The following is a 16666-nucleotide window of genomic DNA, read 5'->3' as shown; positions in this document are numbered from 1 at the left end:
ATTGGTTGATATAGTTATATGCTTATCATATTAAAAGGGTCTGCGCACTTTGAATTGTTCTGGGCTGCTGCCACATCGGGTATTTCTGTTATATTGTGCTTATCGGCCGGTACAGAAACCAGGATGGATATGGATGTTGTTGCCTCGATTTCTTCCTGGTCCTGCGGCATAACATTCGGATCGCTGCCGAGCAGGAATAGCTGTACATCGGTTATATAATCGACATAATATTGTGCTTCAATAAAATTGATCAATACCGATTTTTCAATTTTGCCACCAAACTGTACATCGTCGGCCTGCCCATACGCCCATGGGCTCAGGTACCTGGTAATACTGTCCTTAAGTAATTTGCTGTAATAACTGTAATCGCGCCCCTCATATAATTTCAACTTGAATACAAGTTGCACCTCTTCAAAAATGGGGTTGTTAACATTCAGGTTAACCTGGCACGAAACCCGTTGCTGCAGGTACGCCTGTATTTGCGTAATAGTGTCGGCATTAGTGTAGGGCCTTAACGGATTTATTTCGTTATGATTAGTCAGGTCGGGTATGGTAATTACGGTAACATATCCCGGTGCATCTTCATACAGTTTGCCGTTTTCATATTTGGTATGATTAAGGCACTTAACCCGGTGTATTTCGGGGAAGGCTTCCAGCACTAAGCGTTCGTAATCCCATATGGTAATTGCGCGGTCCTTATGGCGTAGTCTTTCGCTCGCACGCACATAAAAATGCGTGTTGTCTTCAACAGGCTTACCCTCAAACGACGGATATGGCTGCGTTATTTTTTTTATAGCTGTTTGCGCGTTGGCCAGTTTACTTATGGTGTTACCGGGTAAGGCGGTGCTTAAAAACGCCGGATCGTTCCCATTATCGGCAAAGGTAACCTGTGCTGCTTGTGCCAATACATTCAGCAGTTTACACACCGCGCCTGGCTTATTGGAGCCTGCCGGGGCAGCGGGATCCGTTGGTATGGATATAGATGCCTTTATCCACAAATAACCGGCAGGCATAATGGTATTATCAGTTGTTGCCCCTTCGGGGATCTGGAAAGAAATTATGCCGGATTGCCTTAGATAAGCGGTACCATCTACCACCTGCTGATCGGTAAAAGCTTTCCATTGGTTGCTTGACAGGTAGTTCCATGAAATCAGTTTCTTATAAATGGAAACCACCGGATCGCTTGTGCCTTCCAATACCTGGAAAAGTATGTTTACACTTTGCTGGGCTGCTAAATTATCCAGGCCTATAAAAAATTCTGCTACATCATCTGCCGGAGAGTTTTCTTCTGCATGATTAAATTGAGGCAGCATGAAAACGCTCTCATCAGGGTTTAACGTTTTACTTTGCTCGGCCTCGCCAAATGGTGATAAGTGGTAGTATTGAATAGCCCTGCCGTCAAAAGCTTTTTGATCGTTGGTGCCTATTTTATAATTCGTTACCGCATTATAGCTGATATAAATTGACTTGATGGTAGGCGAATATGGTTTGAACGGAACGCCATCAGTAGATGTCCACGTTTTATTAGCCAGTTTAATAAGGTAAGTAACCTGGTCTGCCTGGTAGGTATCAAACCCAAGGTCCGCATCAAGTGTTATTTTTAAAAAGCCCTGGTTGGTTTTTGTATCATAGGGTTCATAGGAGTCGGTATAGTTTACAACCGTTCCGTCATCCAAAGCAAAACGCTCATAGGCAGTAGTAAGCACAGGATTTGAAGACGATCCCCAGCTAAACAACAATAAATTTTTTTTGGGTGTCGAGCTGCCATCGGGTGCCCACGTTCCGTTCTTTATAAATTGCACGTAGGTAGCCGGCAAATAATTACTTGACGGATACGAAATTTTAGCTGAGGCCGGCATATTTGCCCATTCTATATTCATTAAAACTACCGCGCCTTTTTTTGTAAATAATTCCTGGTTGCCGATAATAAATGATGCCCCCGGTTTTGGGATAGCACCAAATGGCTGAAAGGGTTTTGATGAATCGATTAATCCGCTATCGCCTGATATTTGAAGCTGTTTTATTCCATTTTGGTTAAATGAAATGCCATTTCCTCCAACAGAAACGTTTATCTCTACCGATGTTAAGGACCGGTCTTTCAAATCATCATATTGGTAAGCAGTAGCATCTTCATTTTTTAGATAAACTTTTAAAATTGGGAAAAGGCTTTTAAAAGTACCCCCATGCACCTTTGGGTTATAGTTAACCACCGCAGGGTCGTTTCCCTGTAAAATGAAATAAACAGCCGAGCATTCCTTTGCTGCGCTATTATTTTGCTTGTTTATTACTTTAACAGAGGTATCTGGCACCTTGTACCATCCCTTCGCTGTTGTAACATAACAATCAACCGCTGTGTTAACAGGCAAAAATTGATTTGCACCGGCAAACTCCAGGTTTAAATTAACTTCCCGTTGTCCCTCGTTCAAAAACAAATAATGGCTGGCAATTGCAAAACCTATTTGCGCTTTTGGCATATCGATAGCCGATAGCGCACCATCAAAATATTCCTTATTGTAAAAAGGATGCCATTCGCCATTCAATGTTTTTAATTTGGCGCCCAAACCATCGGCACTGTTGGCAACCGGCGATGCAAACCAGCGCCCTTTGTTAATTACCGTACCGATATTGTCTTTATCATCGCCCCGATATATGCTCATCAATTTGGCTACGCCCGCTTTATTAAATACAGTATCCGCGTCAAGCGTAAAGGTTACATCTTTTCCCAGGGCATCTTTTCCAGCTTTAAAAGCGGAGCCTTTGGCCAGCATAAATTCGTCAACCTGTTTGGCAAGTTCAATTATCACATGGGCATGGCTGGGGTTTGCTTTTTTAGGAGTAAGCTTTAGTACTTCTTTATAATAAAAATCAAGATGCCGTTGCGTTAACGTGTTAAGGCTTTGTTTAGCATATTTAAACAGCTTAAGAAAAGTAATGAATAATGCATAATGTGGGGTATGCGTGCTATCATTTGTAAGTGTAACCAGCAACTGGCCTTCGGCCTCGTTGATGATGCGGGTGTAGGTTTGCAGGTATGTATCAAAAATGCCCGTAAACAAATTGTGCCTCGAAAGGTGTATTATTTTCTTCTCAACCGCCGGGTCGGGTCCAAAAACCTTTGGATTTGGTGTTAAGCTGTTATAAAGATCATGCAATGATGCGCTACCGTTAAGCCAAAGCGGCGATACACTTTCGGAAGTTAAAATTGCCTGTGGGTTTTGAGCACCGCGGTTCAGTATGGTCCATTTACTGTTATCACTCTCTTTTACAAGCGTTAACAGGGGATTACTGTTATATGCCGATTTATAAAAAGTTAAAAGAGAAGCAAACGGCGCCTGGAGCTTTGTTTTTATCAGATTGGTAATGATAGCCTTTAATGGGCTGCTCTCCGGAAGCTGGATGCAGTAGCTATCGAGCGCCAATGTCAGGCTTAAAATACCGCTGAACAGTGCGTTTAAATTTGTTCTTAAGAGGTCGGTTTGGGTTTTATTTGCCGGGTTATGTATTGCATCAAATTTCTCCTTTATCGCAAGGCGGTACTCATTGATATCCTGTATGGCCACGGTGCCTAATATGGCCGAGATATCTGAGTTAAAAAACGGCTGCCAGTTATTAGTTTGGTTATTGTTTACATCAAAATATTTTACAAAACCGGCAAACTGATTGGCAAAAACTATCCATTCTTTGTAATCGCGCTCATCTATCGATACATAATCGCTTTTGAGCGCGGCAAGCTGGCGTTGCTGCTGGTCGGTTCCACCACGCTGTAAAGGATTTTTATATTCGTTGCAGGCCATATTTTTGTTGTTTAGGCTACCTGTGTATTTGTTGTTATAATTTGAATTTCGGTCCCCTCGTCAATATAATAAGGGTAAACAAAGTTGAACCTGGAGTTAGTGCTGCGTACGATGTAGTCAATCTCTATCAGCACTATACCTTCGGCGTCATTCTGGATATCCATACTTATATTTTTTGCGTCTATCCTGGGCTCAAAATAAAGGATGGCTGTTTGTATCCTGTCTATCATTATAGTTTTTACAGTGGTGTTCAACGGCTCAAAAACCAGGTCGACCATATCACAGCCATATTTGGGCTCCATAATCCGCTCACCAACCGTAGTCGTTAGCAGTATTTCAAGGCTTTTTTGTATATCAAGTTCCTTCTCTGTTACTTCCACGCTTTTACTGTTGATGTTAAAAGTGGGCGGGAAGCTCCAGCCTTTGCCTAAAAAATCGTTGTTTGTAAATGCTTGCTTTGCCAAGGTTCAGTTTTTTTAATTTTATCCTCCAATAATTACAGTTGGCGCTCCTAATATGATCACACCGCCATGTGCAGTAGGGTCGCCCATTCTTGCGGCCGGCATTCCCCCTATGGTCACCGTTGCCGACCCCTGCAAAATAGTATCGGGTGGGCCCGTGCAGGTAAGCATATCCCCAACCCGCGCCGCCGGCATACCGGCTATCAATACCGTTGGGCATCCCGGTGGTAAAACCGGCCCGCCCACGTGCGGTACCACTCCCGTTACCAACGGGCATGTATGCATATCTCCTACTCTTGCTGCTGCCGGCATCCTTTTACTGTTTAATTTATTTGTACTGTACTGCCTTTTAAAGCTGTGCTACCACCCGACGAAAACTCCGCCGCCGACCCTCCTTTAAAAGTAGCCTGGGAATCGGCCTTCACCGTGGCATTTTGCCCTGAAACATTTAGCTCCTTTTTTGCTTTGATGGTCAGGTCCTTGTAGCTGTCTATTGTTATCCCATCCTGATCCATTGTAAATTTGTTCCCGTTCTGATCTTCCATTTTCATGGATTTTTCGTCTTCGCTTATCGTGAACTTATTACCGGCAGGCGTTTCAATGTCAATTGATTTTTTATCATCGTTAAAAATCATCTTCATACCGCTACGGCTGGTATAACCTTTTTCGTCATTTTTGTCGGCAGCTGTTAGCGCCGCCGGATTTTTACTACTATTTAACATTCCCAATATCACTGCATGGCGAGGATCGTTGTTAATAAATCCTACTATCACCTCGTCGCCAATCTCTGGCAGGTAAAATGTACCCCTGTTTTTTCCGGCATCCAGCGTGCACACCCTGCTCCAGATCCCATCATCTGCAGCATCAATTACAGGCACTTTTACCTGTATCCGGTTTTCGCCATCAGGATCACTTTCCAGTTTGGTTACAATCCCTATTTGCAGACCCTGTATAGCAGGTAATAATGCCCCCGCCAGTGGCTGTTCAACTTCATAACTTTGTGCAAACCATTCGGGCTCAAGGCCAAATTGCATAGATGTTTGCCAGGTCCCTTTTTGAATCTCCTGCCTTACCGCTGTTACATAAATATTGCCGGTAAAGCGCTCGCCAACACCATCTATCTTTATCATTTTACCGGGTGTAACAGCCGGAGTGCCATCGGTAGTAATTCGGCCGCGTATTTTGGCCATGCGCTGCTTAAGTAGCTTAGCATTGGCCCATTGCTGTAATTCCTGTTCAACCATGGTGCCGCTATGAATCAGCTTAAATTCATCTGTGCCGGTAATATTTGCCAGTGTTGATGCAGATAGGTTACCTGTTTCGGGTACCGAAGGATCTGCTGCATCAACCGTTTCAACATTTTGATCGCTCTGGCTCCATCCTGTTGCTTTTACACCACTAAACTGAAATCTTGCATCTATTTCGGCATCAAGATCATGCACCGTACTTCCATATTGTACTGTTAGTACCGATGCTGCCGAAAAATCGGGTTTAGCAACGGTTATCTTTCCATCGTTAGGCATGCACAGCAAACCATTTACATCAACCCGGCACATCAAAAAATCCCAATCAGTTGTGTTGTACTGCACCAGTTCTTTATGGCTAAGATCTGTGGCAGCTACATCTTTTTCCAGCCCGTACCCGTCAATCAGCTGTTCAATAACATCGCTGTCTTTAACCTCTTTAAAATATTTATTTTTACAGGTAACGGTCATTTTAACGGCTTTATCTTTACATTCTATCACCAGTACGCTGCTGCTCTTACGCACCTTAATACCGTGTTTAATTACAATTCCTTTAAATATTGTATCCTCTTTACTGCTGTATCCAGCTTTTATTTCAATTTCTTTACCGGGCTCAAAATCAGCGGTGTTGCTAATGGCAAAAGTTTGTTTGCTCGCTTCACCATCCGCTATAATTATGGTAGCGGTTGGTATCCTGTTAACCTCTTTGCTCACCGTAATTGAAAGAACGTGGTACGTACTGCTCAGGGCCGTTCCGTTGGATAGCAATGTATAGGTGCATACACTTTTTGATCCTTCTGATGGTATAATTCCTTCGTTAGGCATTTAATACATTTTTATCTATTGGCGGAAAAAAAAGCTGCTGGCCTTGTTGTAAATTCCTGAAATTTGTAAGGTTATTAACATTGGCTACCTGTAAATAATATTTACTGTCGCCATAAACCAGGTAACAAAGCCAGGGCAAAGTTTCGCCGCTTTTTACTATTCTATAATGAGTTATATCGGGACTATGCTTGTTTTCTTTGGCTACACGTAAAGTTTCTTCAATACTGCCCTTAAATGTTGTTTTGCATACCGCCCTTAGTGGGAATCCGTTTTCGTTAAACAGCTTGTAGGTAATAGTAAGCGCCTTACATCTGCCTTTAAACATAAACGGGCCCCATACAATTTTAAAATGACGCGGCTCATGGCTTTCACTGTCCAGTTCAAGCAGCAGTTTTTTAAAAGTCTCTACATCATCCTGTATATTGTCTTTGGGTTTGTTATCTATTATCCCGGTATTATCAAACAGAAACTCGAAACTCATTTCCTCGGGCTTCTTGAAATTGAACTTTTGCTTGGCGGCGCTGGTTCCATGTCCCTGCGATTCGGTAAATTCCACAGCGTAGTCCAGGGCGTACGTTTCCGGGTTAATCAGTGCCACAAAAGGGTTTGGCCCGGCATCGGTTACCTTGTGACTTTCTTCCAGATCCTCGTTATTATAGGCTGTTATATTTACCTTTTCCATTACTGCTGGCGTTGTTAAAAATTAGCGCTCTTTTTTGCTTTGTATGATATTTAACACCTGCTCCACGCATTGCGACAATATGGCATCCTTATCGTCCTTTGAGCCTTCGCCCTGGCCGCCCCCTGCCGATTGTTTTTCCTGCGGATTAGGCTGATCAACCGTTACTTTTATAGTTAATTCCCTTATCTCAATTGGCATAATTCATTTAATTAACCGTAAAATAACTGTAGCTTATATCCAGGCTTTCAATTACCAGGCTGTTTTCCTGGGCGTTAAAATCAGATACAGACCACTTTTTTGGCCAGGCCCCAAATACATTCCAGGTTTTTAAAGGCTGATGTTCTTCGTTCATCAAGGTAACGTTGATCTGTGCTACTGTGAATTTCCGCTCCTGGAACGCTTTCTTACACCAGTCAATCACGGCGCTGTTTACCAGCATCCCCCTTTTAAGGCTCAGATCGGCATATTTGGTCCTGACAGGCAGTTTATGCTCGTACCGGTTTTCGCCTCCTTCTTTGTACGATTCTGAATCGTACTCAACACTAAGCCCGCCTACCGATTGAAAACGCACATCGTTATCATTACCAATACCAACAAACTCCACCTTAAAATGGAAGCCTACAGGCGGATAATACCCACCCGCGCTGGTTGAATTTGAACTGCTGACCGCCATAGTTATACGTTTGCTGGTTTAACTATAACAGAACATCAAAGCCTTCATGAGCCAACTCAAGCGTTTCTATCGCTACTTCGTTACCATCCGCTTTAAGGTCGCTTGCCTGTACTTTTACCGGGAAAGCGTTTATTACTTTCCAGCTGATTACCGGTGTGTGCAATTCGTTTAACAAGCTTATGGTAATGTCACGCCTTTCAACCTTATTAAGGTTAACGGTATTAATCCACAGGTAAAAGTCTTTGTCGCCATCCATGGTGCCCCGTTTAAGGGTGATGTTGCTGAACTTATGGAGCCCGGGCATTTTTGATTTATTATAGTTGGGGCTATTGCCTTCGCGATATTCAATTATTTCTATTTGTTTATCAAGGCCTGTAGCTTCTGTGAAGCCAACGCGTGATCCACCCCATTCAATTACGAAATGGAACTTGGTAAGAGGGTATGCCATTTTTTAAAGGTTTTAATGGTTTTTAATTTTGTTTGTTTGAGCTGAATTAATTATTAACTCTGGGCCATTAACTGGCTAAAACGGAGGATAATAAACTCAGCCGGATGTACGATGGCCATACCTATTTCAACTATCATACGGCCTTCGAGTATATCAAGCGCACTCATGGTTTTGTTTAAGCCTACCGATACAAAGAATGCATCGCTTGGCTTAGCGCCCTGTAGCGCACCGGCACGCCATTGCAGCGTAAGGAAATTCTCGAGCATACCCTGTACTTTTGCCCAGGTATTGGCGTCATTCGGTTCAAACACGAAACCTCCTGCAGCATTTTTACTGCTTTCCTCAACCATTACTAAAAAACGGCGTACACTTATGTAGCGATAATCATTGCTGTTGCCTGCCAGCGTGCGAGCACCCCAAACCAAAATACCTTTACCAGTAAATGCCCTTATAGCATTTATTGATTTACCGGCGACAGGATCAATATTGAGGTTAGCCTGCTCATCATTGCTGATTGCATAAACAGGTCCTGTTACCGAATTGATACTTTCATTTGCCGGGGCTTTCCATACTCCTCTCGCGGCATCTACCCGTGCATAAATACCAGCAACCGCACCACTTGGAGGTATCCTGTTCAGCTCTTTTTTAATGGTATTTACGATGTTGCCTATAATGGGGTGGTTATTGTACAAATTATCCTGGGCTATTGATGCATAGTTGCTGGCTGCGCTAAGTACTGTATTAACAAAGGCCGACAGCTTGTTGAAAGCTTTGGTAACGTCGCCCGCTATTAATGTTACTTCATCTTTTTTGGTTGCCGTACCGGCTAATGTATAATCAGCGTTATTTGATCCGATGGTGGCCACAGCTGCACCCAACCAGGTGCTCCCGGTGTTAAAAGTATAGCTGGCGTCAATACTGGCTTCTGCATCAAGTACTAAAGTGGTAGCGTTTTTTTCGACACCGAGCAAGGCTTTTACTGCTCCCCGCCATAAATTTTCGGACGCGCTGTACGATTTTACATCATTGGTTAACAACGCTCCTTTAAAATAAGTACTACTGTCCCAGGCATTTTCCACACCAAGAACAATGCTTTTGACAAATGCAAACAGGGCTAACATATTTGTCTTAATCTCCGCATCGCTGGATGAAGTAAGCAAAGTGTTCACTTTTGCTTTGTAGGCGTCATCTAAAGAAACCGCCGGTGTTATCAATGTCGTTATTTTGCTTTTTATTAACGCCACATCTCCAAGCGCATTTTCCAAAGTTGTAACTAACGAGTTTAAACCGCTGTCGGAAGTTAGCGTAGCCAGGTTGGTGATTTTTGTAGTTCCATCAGCCTGGAAAACTCCGTGGTGGGAATGACTAACCGATGTATCACTATCATGAAACTGATCGTAATTTATGACTTTATTAAAACTGGAATAGATCCAGGGAGTATAAGCCATGCCATAGCTTAAATTGTTTATACCAACATAACTTCTGAAATTTGCGACGGGAGTATTTATATCAACGGCCTTTCGTTCATATAAATCTAATACCGATACCCTATCCTGAAGCTTAGCAGATTGCATAAGTGCTGCCTGCTGAAGGCCATAAAAATCAGATTCGGTATTGAATGCGCAAGCATCGGGGAAAAGTATTATAGTAGGTTCATCTTCCTTTTCAACAGCAGCCAGGCCGGTGTTCATATTGGCTATGCTTACGGCATTTACACTGCCAGCCGTTGTGTATTGCCCAACAGAAACTATATAGCATTCGTTGCCGCCGTTATCGTAAAACAAATGCACGCTATCATACATATAAAAACGCTTGTCCTGATCAATCTCGATAGATTTTAATGCGTAGTTATTATTCTGATCAAGCACTACCTTAACCTCAAGAGGGGCAAAGCCAACTCCAAAAAGCTGCTCGTACTCCAGTAGCGACGAAATTTTAGTTGGAATGTTGGTTAATGAGTTGCCATTTTTTATAGCCTGCTGGGTATACCCTATAAATACGGGTATGGCTGTGTCAACCTCCGCTACCGAAGGCGGGAATTTTGATATCTCTTCGATATAGACACCCGGTGTTTTGTAAGATGCTGCCATTTGATTTAAGTTTTACTTTTTTTTAAAAATTTAAGTGCTTTTCTATACAGTAATATATTTCTCCGTTTTGCATAATTTGGTTTACCCGGTTTACCCCGGGGTTGGCAAGCGGGGCAACATTGCCAAGTTTAGTACCATGGGCCGATATGGTTGTAATAGGCCGCTCCTTCAATGGAATTGGAACAGCAGATGTAAAAACCTTACTTGCTGCAACCGAATTAAAAGTGTAAACCGAAGCAGTATCTTTAATAACATCTACATCTGTTGTGCGGGTAAAATACCGCCAAACCGCGCTGCGGTTTGCAAAGCGCAAGGTGAATTTGCTTTGTTTAGACACTCCCGAAGCGTCAAACAATGAAAAATTATTACCCGCCGGTAAATGATTAAAGATTTCGATAACGCCTAAAATATTTTGCTTTACAGCTATCTCATCATAGTAAACAAAGCTGTCGGATGTGTTTACCGAGACTTTGTACTTCCCAAAAGGCAGGCCAGACAAATCCACCGGCACCGAGGTTTGTGCCGATTCATAATGCTGCGTTGCTGTGCGCATTAAAACACTGTAGGTATTGTTGCTGGTTTTAAGCCCGTAAATATTTATAGTAAAATCAGTTGCCGAAGCGGCAGCTGCTGTGTAGTTGCTGCCGGTAAACAGTAGCCCATCTTTGTTATTTACAAACTGCGCCTTCCCCTTCGGCAGCCAATAGGCAGTTTCGGTTAACGCGTGTTTGTTGCCGCTATCGCTGGCCTTTATGGCTTCAAAAACATTATTTGTGTTATCAGCAGCTAAGTTGCCTATAGCGTAGGTTTGTGAATTATCATACTTGTCAATTGCCTGGTGAAGATATAATACAGTACCTAATTTGGTTTGATTAATGTTAGTGAAATAATATTTGCCGGCATCCGCGGGCTGATAATTGATATTACTGTAGTTTATGAAATTGGTATCATTGATGGTGATGTAGAAGCGCAATATTCTTGATTTATCGAGGGCGACATAAGGTTTGCCCGTATCATCTATTTTATTGATAGTTATAAATTTATTGCCAATTGTTTTGCAAAGCATCTGCTGCCCTTTCAATACATTAATAGTATCATCTGCCGCAACAATATCAAGTGCGGTACATTGCTGGCTGAAAAAATAATCGTTCAGCATTTCTACCGTAAAAACAATTTCGTAGTTTATACTCATGAGACAGGGAATTTTATTGTTTCATTAATATCAACTTGTTTAATAAAGCCACTTTCGTAATCAATTGCATCTTCATCAATGGTTACCTGCCTGATTTTATACAATACCGATGGTAAGTATTTACCTCCCAGGATACTCCAGATCTGATTTAGCTGTTCAAAATTTACGGTATACAGGTCGGCTATTAATCTTTGGATCCTGATATCAAGGTTGGGATAGCTGCCTGGTGTAAACACGTTTTGATTTTGAAAAAACTGGATAATAAAAGCCAGCCATTTTAAAGCGTCTCCATAATCGGCGCGGTTAACAGAAATTAACACATAAAGGTTAAGGTAAAGCGGCGGGTTTTTATAAGTGACGCCGCTATCCGTTTTGATAAAGTTTTCCTGCTGTTTGGCAACCCTGTCTTCTTCTACATTTATTAGGCTTACAATAGCTTTGCCGTTTAGCAAATTATGGCCTGCACTATCATTATCCAATGCCTTGCCCACATTACCCCATACCACCCGCTGGTCGGTGATGACACTCATTTTTTGACTTAAGTACTTGTTCAATTCCTCGGTAAGGAACTTAAAAGTTTCGTTTATCATTAATGTGGATTTTTAGTTTAAATAAGGCTGCTACAGGCCCAGGTTATTAAAATATGTAAGAGCTAAAACCTAACCCCCTTAAAAATTTGCATATGCATAGCAGATCAATGGGGCTTTATGCCCCAAAAATCAAAATAGAATAGCTTTACAATAGTTCAGTTTAATTAGGTATTTTCCCCACCCCGGCAGCTAAAGAGAAACCAACTGCCAGCCCTTGCACTTATTAATTTCTTCAAACTCACGGCCTGATCAAATCACTCAGAAGTTGTTTTGGAAACTTATAGTATTAGTTATATGATGTTATTTGAATAAATAATTGGTCGTTACCTTTTATCCAATACACATAAAGGAGTTAAAAATTGTGCCCGGTTTAAAATGCATATGCTCTTCCGGATATTTACCGGATACAAAGCGTTTTGCTTTAACTGGGTTTGTTTCTTGATTTCCTATACTGCGCACATGGATGAGTTTCTTGCAAACCGCTAAGCTTTTAGCGGAGGGATAGTTGTTTATTCTCCAGGAGCTTTCATGTATTCAAAATTTAGATGTTTTTCGGTTTTTGGTAGTTATAAAATTTTGCTTGTAAAATTTTAATAAATGTAGCTGGCTGTTAGGTGATTAACAAGCGTATAACCACTTGAAAAAAAAATAAAAAATTGCGTATTTCTACGCTTGCGAAAACAGCCAATTTTGATGTTTTTCTTTTGAAATAACAGGTGTCGCATGTTTTTTAACTTTGCGTAAAATAAAACACCGCGAATGGTAGATTTAGGATAATTTATTTCAAATTTCGATAAGAACCATCTTTTTAAACACGCTTCTTATTTAACTAATGATTAGGCTGGGTGTATATTAATTTGATATTATTTCCTTTTCTAATAGCTAATTAAATCAACTTAAGGGTTTCGTTATTTCCTCTAAGTACACACCTAATTTCGCTCATCTTTGTTACGGTTTGATGCATAATATACACTTTGCTGTTTTCGGTAGGGGAGAGGTATTGAGCATGCCTCCGGAAGTTTAAAAGATTGGCAAGCTAAAAAAATCAAAGTCCGGCATGAGCCGTAGGAGCTCTCATGCCAGGTTCCCGAGGCATAAGCTACCGTGAGGTCATCAGCGCCCCAATTAATTAAAATCCCACCATACTTTGGTCCGTAGCGGATCGCCCAAAGTATAAGGCTCCCCGATACGCGGAACGTTTACCTCGACGCCCAGCTTTTCGGCAGCCGGCAGGAGTTTTTCTATAGGTTCGTTCCAGGGGTGATTGGCTTCGACAAATTTGCCCCAATGGATAGGTTGTATCAAACAAGCCTGCAAGTCAACGGCAGCCTGTGCGGTTTGCCCAAGTTGCAGGTGTGTCCATGGCCAATTCGGACTGTACTGTCCGCATTCCAGCAGCGCCAAATCAAATGGGCCGTATTGCTGGCCTATTTGTTTAAACAGCGGACCATAACCACTATCGCCACTGTAAAACAGCCGGTACTGGTTTGCCTGTATCACATAAGATGCCCAAAGTGTTTTGTTTTCGTTAGCGTAGCTTCGGTTACTACGGTGCTGCGCCGGCGTGGCGGTAATCCTCAGGCCACCAGGTAGCGTAACCGACTGGCCCCAATTCAGTTCGATGATCTTTTTGGGATCAAATCCCCAATACACCAAATCCGCACCTACTCCCATCGGCACTACTGCCATTTTAATATGGTTTCTCAATTTTTTCAGGGTACGATAATCCAGGTGATCGTAGTGATCATGTGAAATGATCAGCACATCAATTGGCGGCATATCCTCTGCGTGATAATTCATAGTGCCTTGAAATGCCTTAATCAGCCCGGGCACCGGCCCGGCATGGTTGCTAAAAATAGGATCGATGAGTATATTGCCCTGCCCGGTTTTGATGAGCAAGGAGGAATGCCCAAACCACACGATGGTTGGCGCCGGGGCGGCCAATGTATTCAAATTAGTTTTAACCCAGGGCAACGCATGAGAGGGGCGGATGGTTTTAGGGCGGCTGTGTAAAAAAAGCCATTTACTCTTTACCGTCGAGTCAGAACGTTCAGCCAAATTTTCGAAACTACCATTTTTGTAGTTAGACAATGCCTTTAACCGGCCAAGCTCCTCGCCATCCGGATTTTTACCCATCGACTTTACCATACCACAACCTACAGCCGCTGTTAGCAACAGTGCCGCCACCCCTATCCTCAAACACCAGTATTTCATGCCTTTATAAACACACATAACGCTTCATGTTCACTAATTATTTCATCCAGGGCAAAACAGGTAACGCCACCTTAGTAACTAAAAGGGAAAATCGAACCGTTGAATAATGGAGCGTCGATCTGCTTAGCTCATTTCAGACTCCTCAAATAGCAGACTTCCTATTAAACAATACTTAACATCAATTACAAAGGCCTCTGCAAAAAAGCTTTGACAAAATTCCTTGAATTACCTAAAAAAGGAATTACGCGATTGTTATCTGCGGTCCGTCACTTTTTTCTTTTAACCATCCAATAGGTTTTATTTGAACTCCGAGACCTGATAATTTCGCTTCAAATTCTTTTGTGTTGTCTTCCTCAACAGCTACCAGCAAACCGCCGCTTGTTTGCGGATCTGCCAGGATGTATTTCTGGTCTTCGGTCAGGGAGCCTATTTTACTTCCATAGCTATTCCAGTTACGCTGCGTGCCGCCGGGAAAGCATTTTTGTTCTAAATAGCCGGTTAACGATGGGATTACCGGTACTTTGTCAAATTCGATAACAGCAGATAATCCGCTGCCTTCACACATTTCAGAAAGGTGACCCAATAAGCCAAAACCGGTAACGTCGGTCATGGCCTTAACATAGTCCATCTGTCCGAAAACTTCTCCCAGCTTATTCAAAGTGGTCATGCTTTTTAAAGCGATAGCTGCATCTTCCGGTAATAATACACCCCGCTTTTGGGCAGTTGATAAAATACCAACACCCAAAGCTTTGGTCAGGTAAAGCCGGCAGCCGGCAGTAGCTGTTGAGTTTTGTTTAAGCTGCGGGATATTAACCATACCATTAACCGCCAAACCGAATACAGGTTCGGGGCAATCGATACTATGGCCGCCTGCTAATGTAATGCCAGCTTCGGCGCAAATAGCCCTTGAGCCTTCTAAAACTTTTTGGGCCACCTCCGGCGGTAATTTGTCAATGGGCCATCCTAATATGGCAATGGCGAGCACAGGTTTACCGCCCATCGCGTACACATCGCTGATGGCATTAGCCGATGCGATACGGCCAAAATCGTAAGCATCATCCACAATCGGCATAAAAAAATCGGTCGTGGAAATTAACGCCGTACCGTTTCCCAGATCAAGCACAGCGGCATCGTCGCGTTTGTCGTTACCTACCAATAGCTTTGCATCCGGGATTGGAGCTATTGGGCTATGCAAAATCTTGTCAAGAATAGCAGGGCTGATCTTGCAGCCGCAGCCTGCGCCGTGCGAATATTGGGTTAGTTTTATTGCTGTAGTTTCCATTAAGATGTGGTAACCTGTTCTGTTACGGTAATAGTATGAGTAAAAATCAGAATTTGTTGGGCATGAGTTGAAACGTCATCACCGGTAATATCCAGTGAAAATACCAGGTTTGGATTACGTTTGGACAATCCTGTACGGTAAGTTTTATCATAGTATACCAATACAATGCCGATAAAATCTTTCATGCGATTTTCCTGTATGGCAATTATTGCATGCTTGGTTTGTTCCGGGCCGAGCCGTTTGCGGATACGTTCTGTGCATTCTACCAGGAAATCTTTATCCAAACCGCCATATTCAATAGCTAATGAAGCAATGCGTTGCTGTAAATCAACCTTGATGTCGATCATAGCCGCGCTGCGCATCTGATACCAGAAAGGGTTAGGGACAGAGCGCTTGCCAATGGTCAGGCTTTCGTCTTCTACCCATATTTTACGCTGCCTATCTAAGTCTTTTAACTGGTGGGCCAGGTTGTTTTCAAACTGTTCCTGGGTTGGCTGAACCATTTTATTCATGGTGCCGTATGATGAACCCTGGTGCTGCGCCAGGTCTTCCAGATCGATGACTTGTTCGCCAATAGCTTTAAGGCTGTGAAGTATCTTTGTTTTTCCGGAACCAGTCATTCCGCCGAGTATCAAAAGCCGATATGATGCTTCAAACTGCTGATGTACCCAACCCCGATATTTTTTATAGCCACCCTCAATAAGATAAACCTCAAACCCGTACAGGTTAAGCGCCCAGGCCATGGCGCCGCTGCGCATACCACCCCGCCAGCAATGAACCCCGATTTTTTTATCCGGTGCTATTTCCAGTGCCTGTTTGATAAAGCCCGACCATTTGGAGCCGGTAAGGTCAAACCCCAAAAGGATCGCTTCTTCCCGTCCAACCTGTTTATAGGTAGTACCCACTTTAACCCTTTCCTGATTACTAAATAAAGGGATATTAAAAGCACCCGGAACATGCCCCTGTTCAAACTCAGCAGGGGTACGTACGTCAGCCAGAGGAACAGGTTCACTTAACTTTATAAAATCGTTTATGCTAATATTCCGGATCATGGGTAAAGAATGGGCTAAAGATACAGCACATTTCAAATTAAAACATGACGTCTCGCAAACTAAGCATAATTATCATTAGGATACTTCCGCAGAATCTCGTTACTATCATAACCCATTTT

Annotated in this window: 14 protein-coding genes; all 14 read right to left on the bottom strand. The window is 42.7% G+C overall.

Annotation, left to right across the window (positions count from 1 at the left end; all coding sequences use genetic code 11):
• Window positions 1-14 precede the first annotated feature (14 nt).
• The 14 genes from ACFGVS_RS18055 to mnmH all read right to left on the bottom strand — a co-directional run bounded on the left by ACFGVS_RS18055 (window position 15) and on the right by mnmH (window position 16547).
• A complete protein-coding gene (locus tag ACFGVS_RS18055) occupies window positions 15-3794 on the bottom strand; it encodes a baseplate J/gp47 family protein (protein WP_439695034.1) in 3780 nt (1259 codons plus the stop codon).
• 11 nt (window positions 3795-3805) lie between these two features.
• A complete protein-coding gene (locus ACFGVS_RS18050) occupies window positions 3806-4258 on the bottom strand; it encodes a GPW/gp25 family protein (protein WP_090639751.1) in 453 nt (150 codons plus the stop codon).
• An 18-nt stretch (window positions 4259-4276) separates the two neighbouring features.
• On the bottom strand, window positions 4277-4567 hold the full coding sequence (locus ACFGVS_RS18045; RefSeq protein ID WP_090639754.1) for a PAAR domain-containing protein: 291 nt from the start codon (window positions 4565-4567) through the stop codon (window positions 4277-4279).
• 11 nt (window positions 4568-4578) lie between these two features.
• The gene (gene vgrG, locus ACFGVS_RS18040) at window positions 4579-6324 is read right to left on the bottom strand and encodes a type VI secretion system tip protein VgrG (protein ID WP_439695031.1); all 1746 of its coding nucleotides are present in this window, start codon (window positions 6322-6324) and stop codon (window positions 4579-4581) included.
• Window positions 6317-7006 carry a CIS tube protein gene (locus ACFGVS_RS18035; protein ID WP_439695029.1) on the bottom strand — a complete coding sequence of 230 codons (690 nt, stop codon included), beginning with the start codon at window positions 7004-7006 and terminating at the stop codon, window positions 6317-6319. The genes vgrG and ACFGVS_RS18035 overlap by 8 nt, the downstream gene beginning before the upstream one ends.
• Before the next feature lie 21 nt (window positions 7007-7027).
• Window positions 7028-7204 (bottom strand): DUF5908 family protein, encoded by a 177-nt coding sequence (locus tag ACFGVS_RS18030; protein ID WP_439695027.1) that lies wholly within the window; start codon window positions 7202-7204, stop codon window positions 7028-7030.
• A 7-nt stretch (window positions 7205-7211) separates the two neighbouring features.
• Window positions 7212-7679 (bottom strand): phage tail protein, encoded by a 468-nt coding sequence (locus ACFGVS_RS18025; protein WP_090639768.1) that lies wholly within the window; start codon window positions 7677-7679, stop codon window positions 7212-7214.
• A gap of 22 nt (window positions 7680-7701) precedes the next feature.
• On the bottom strand, window positions 7702-8127 hold the full coding sequence (locus ACFGVS_RS18020) for a phage tail protein (RefSeq protein WP_439695025.1): 426 nt from the start codon (window positions 8125-8127) through the stop codon (window positions 7702-7704).
• Between the two features lie 53 nt (window positions 8128-8180).
• Window positions 8181-10217, bottom strand: coding sequence for a phage tail sheath family protein (locus ACFGVS_RS18015; RefSeq protein ID WP_439695023.1), 2037 nt, complete (start codon window positions 10215-10217; stop codon window positions 8181-8183).
• A gap of 22 nt (window positions 10218-10239) precedes the next feature.
• Window positions 10240-11409, bottom strand: coding sequence for a hypothetical protein (locus tag ACFGVS_RS18010; RefSeq protein ID WP_439695021.1), 1170 nt, complete (start codon window positions 11407-11409; stop codon window positions 10240-10242).
• Window positions 11406-11999: a DUF4255 domain-containing protein gene (locus ACFGVS_RS18005; protein WP_090639790.1), complete on the bottom strand. Its 594-nt coding sequence runs from the start codon at window positions 11997-11999 to the stop codon at window positions 11406-11408. The genes ACFGVS_RS18010 and ACFGVS_RS18005 overlap by 4 nt, the downstream gene beginning before the upstream one ends.
• A gap of 1125 nt (window positions 12000-13124) precedes the next feature.
• Window positions 13125-14213, bottom strand: a complete 1089-nt coding sequence (locus ACFGVS_RS18000; RefSeq protein WP_439695019.1) for an MBL fold metallo-hydrolase — start codon at window positions 14211-14213, stop codon at window positions 13125-13127.
• Between the two features lie 241 nt (window positions 14214-14454).
• Window positions 14455-15495 carry a selenide, water dikinase SelD gene (gene selD / locus ACFGVS_RS17995; protein ID WP_439695017.1) on the bottom strand — a complete coding sequence of 347 codons (1041 nt, stop codon included), beginning with the start codon at window positions 15493-15495 and terminating at the stop codon, window positions 14455-14457.
• Window positions 15495-16547 carry a tRNA 2-selenouridine(34) synthase MnmH gene (gene mnmH / locus ACFGVS_RS17990; protein WP_439695015.1) on the bottom strand — a complete coding sequence of 351 codons (1053 nt, stop codon included), beginning with the start codon at window positions 16545-16547 and terminating at the stop codon, window positions 15495-15497. The genes selD and mnmH overlap by 1 nt, the downstream gene beginning before the upstream one ends.
• Window positions 16548-16666: the final 119 nt, after the last annotated feature.

Origin of the sequence: Mucilaginibacter sediminis (assembly GCF_051903035.1) — a bacterium.
GTDB lineage: Bacteria > Bacteroidota > Bacteroidia > Sphingobacteriales > Sphingobacteriaceae > Mucilaginibacter.
Note: the sequence above shows the minus strand (reverse complement) of the source record. Positions and strands in the feature narration are given on the sequence as shown.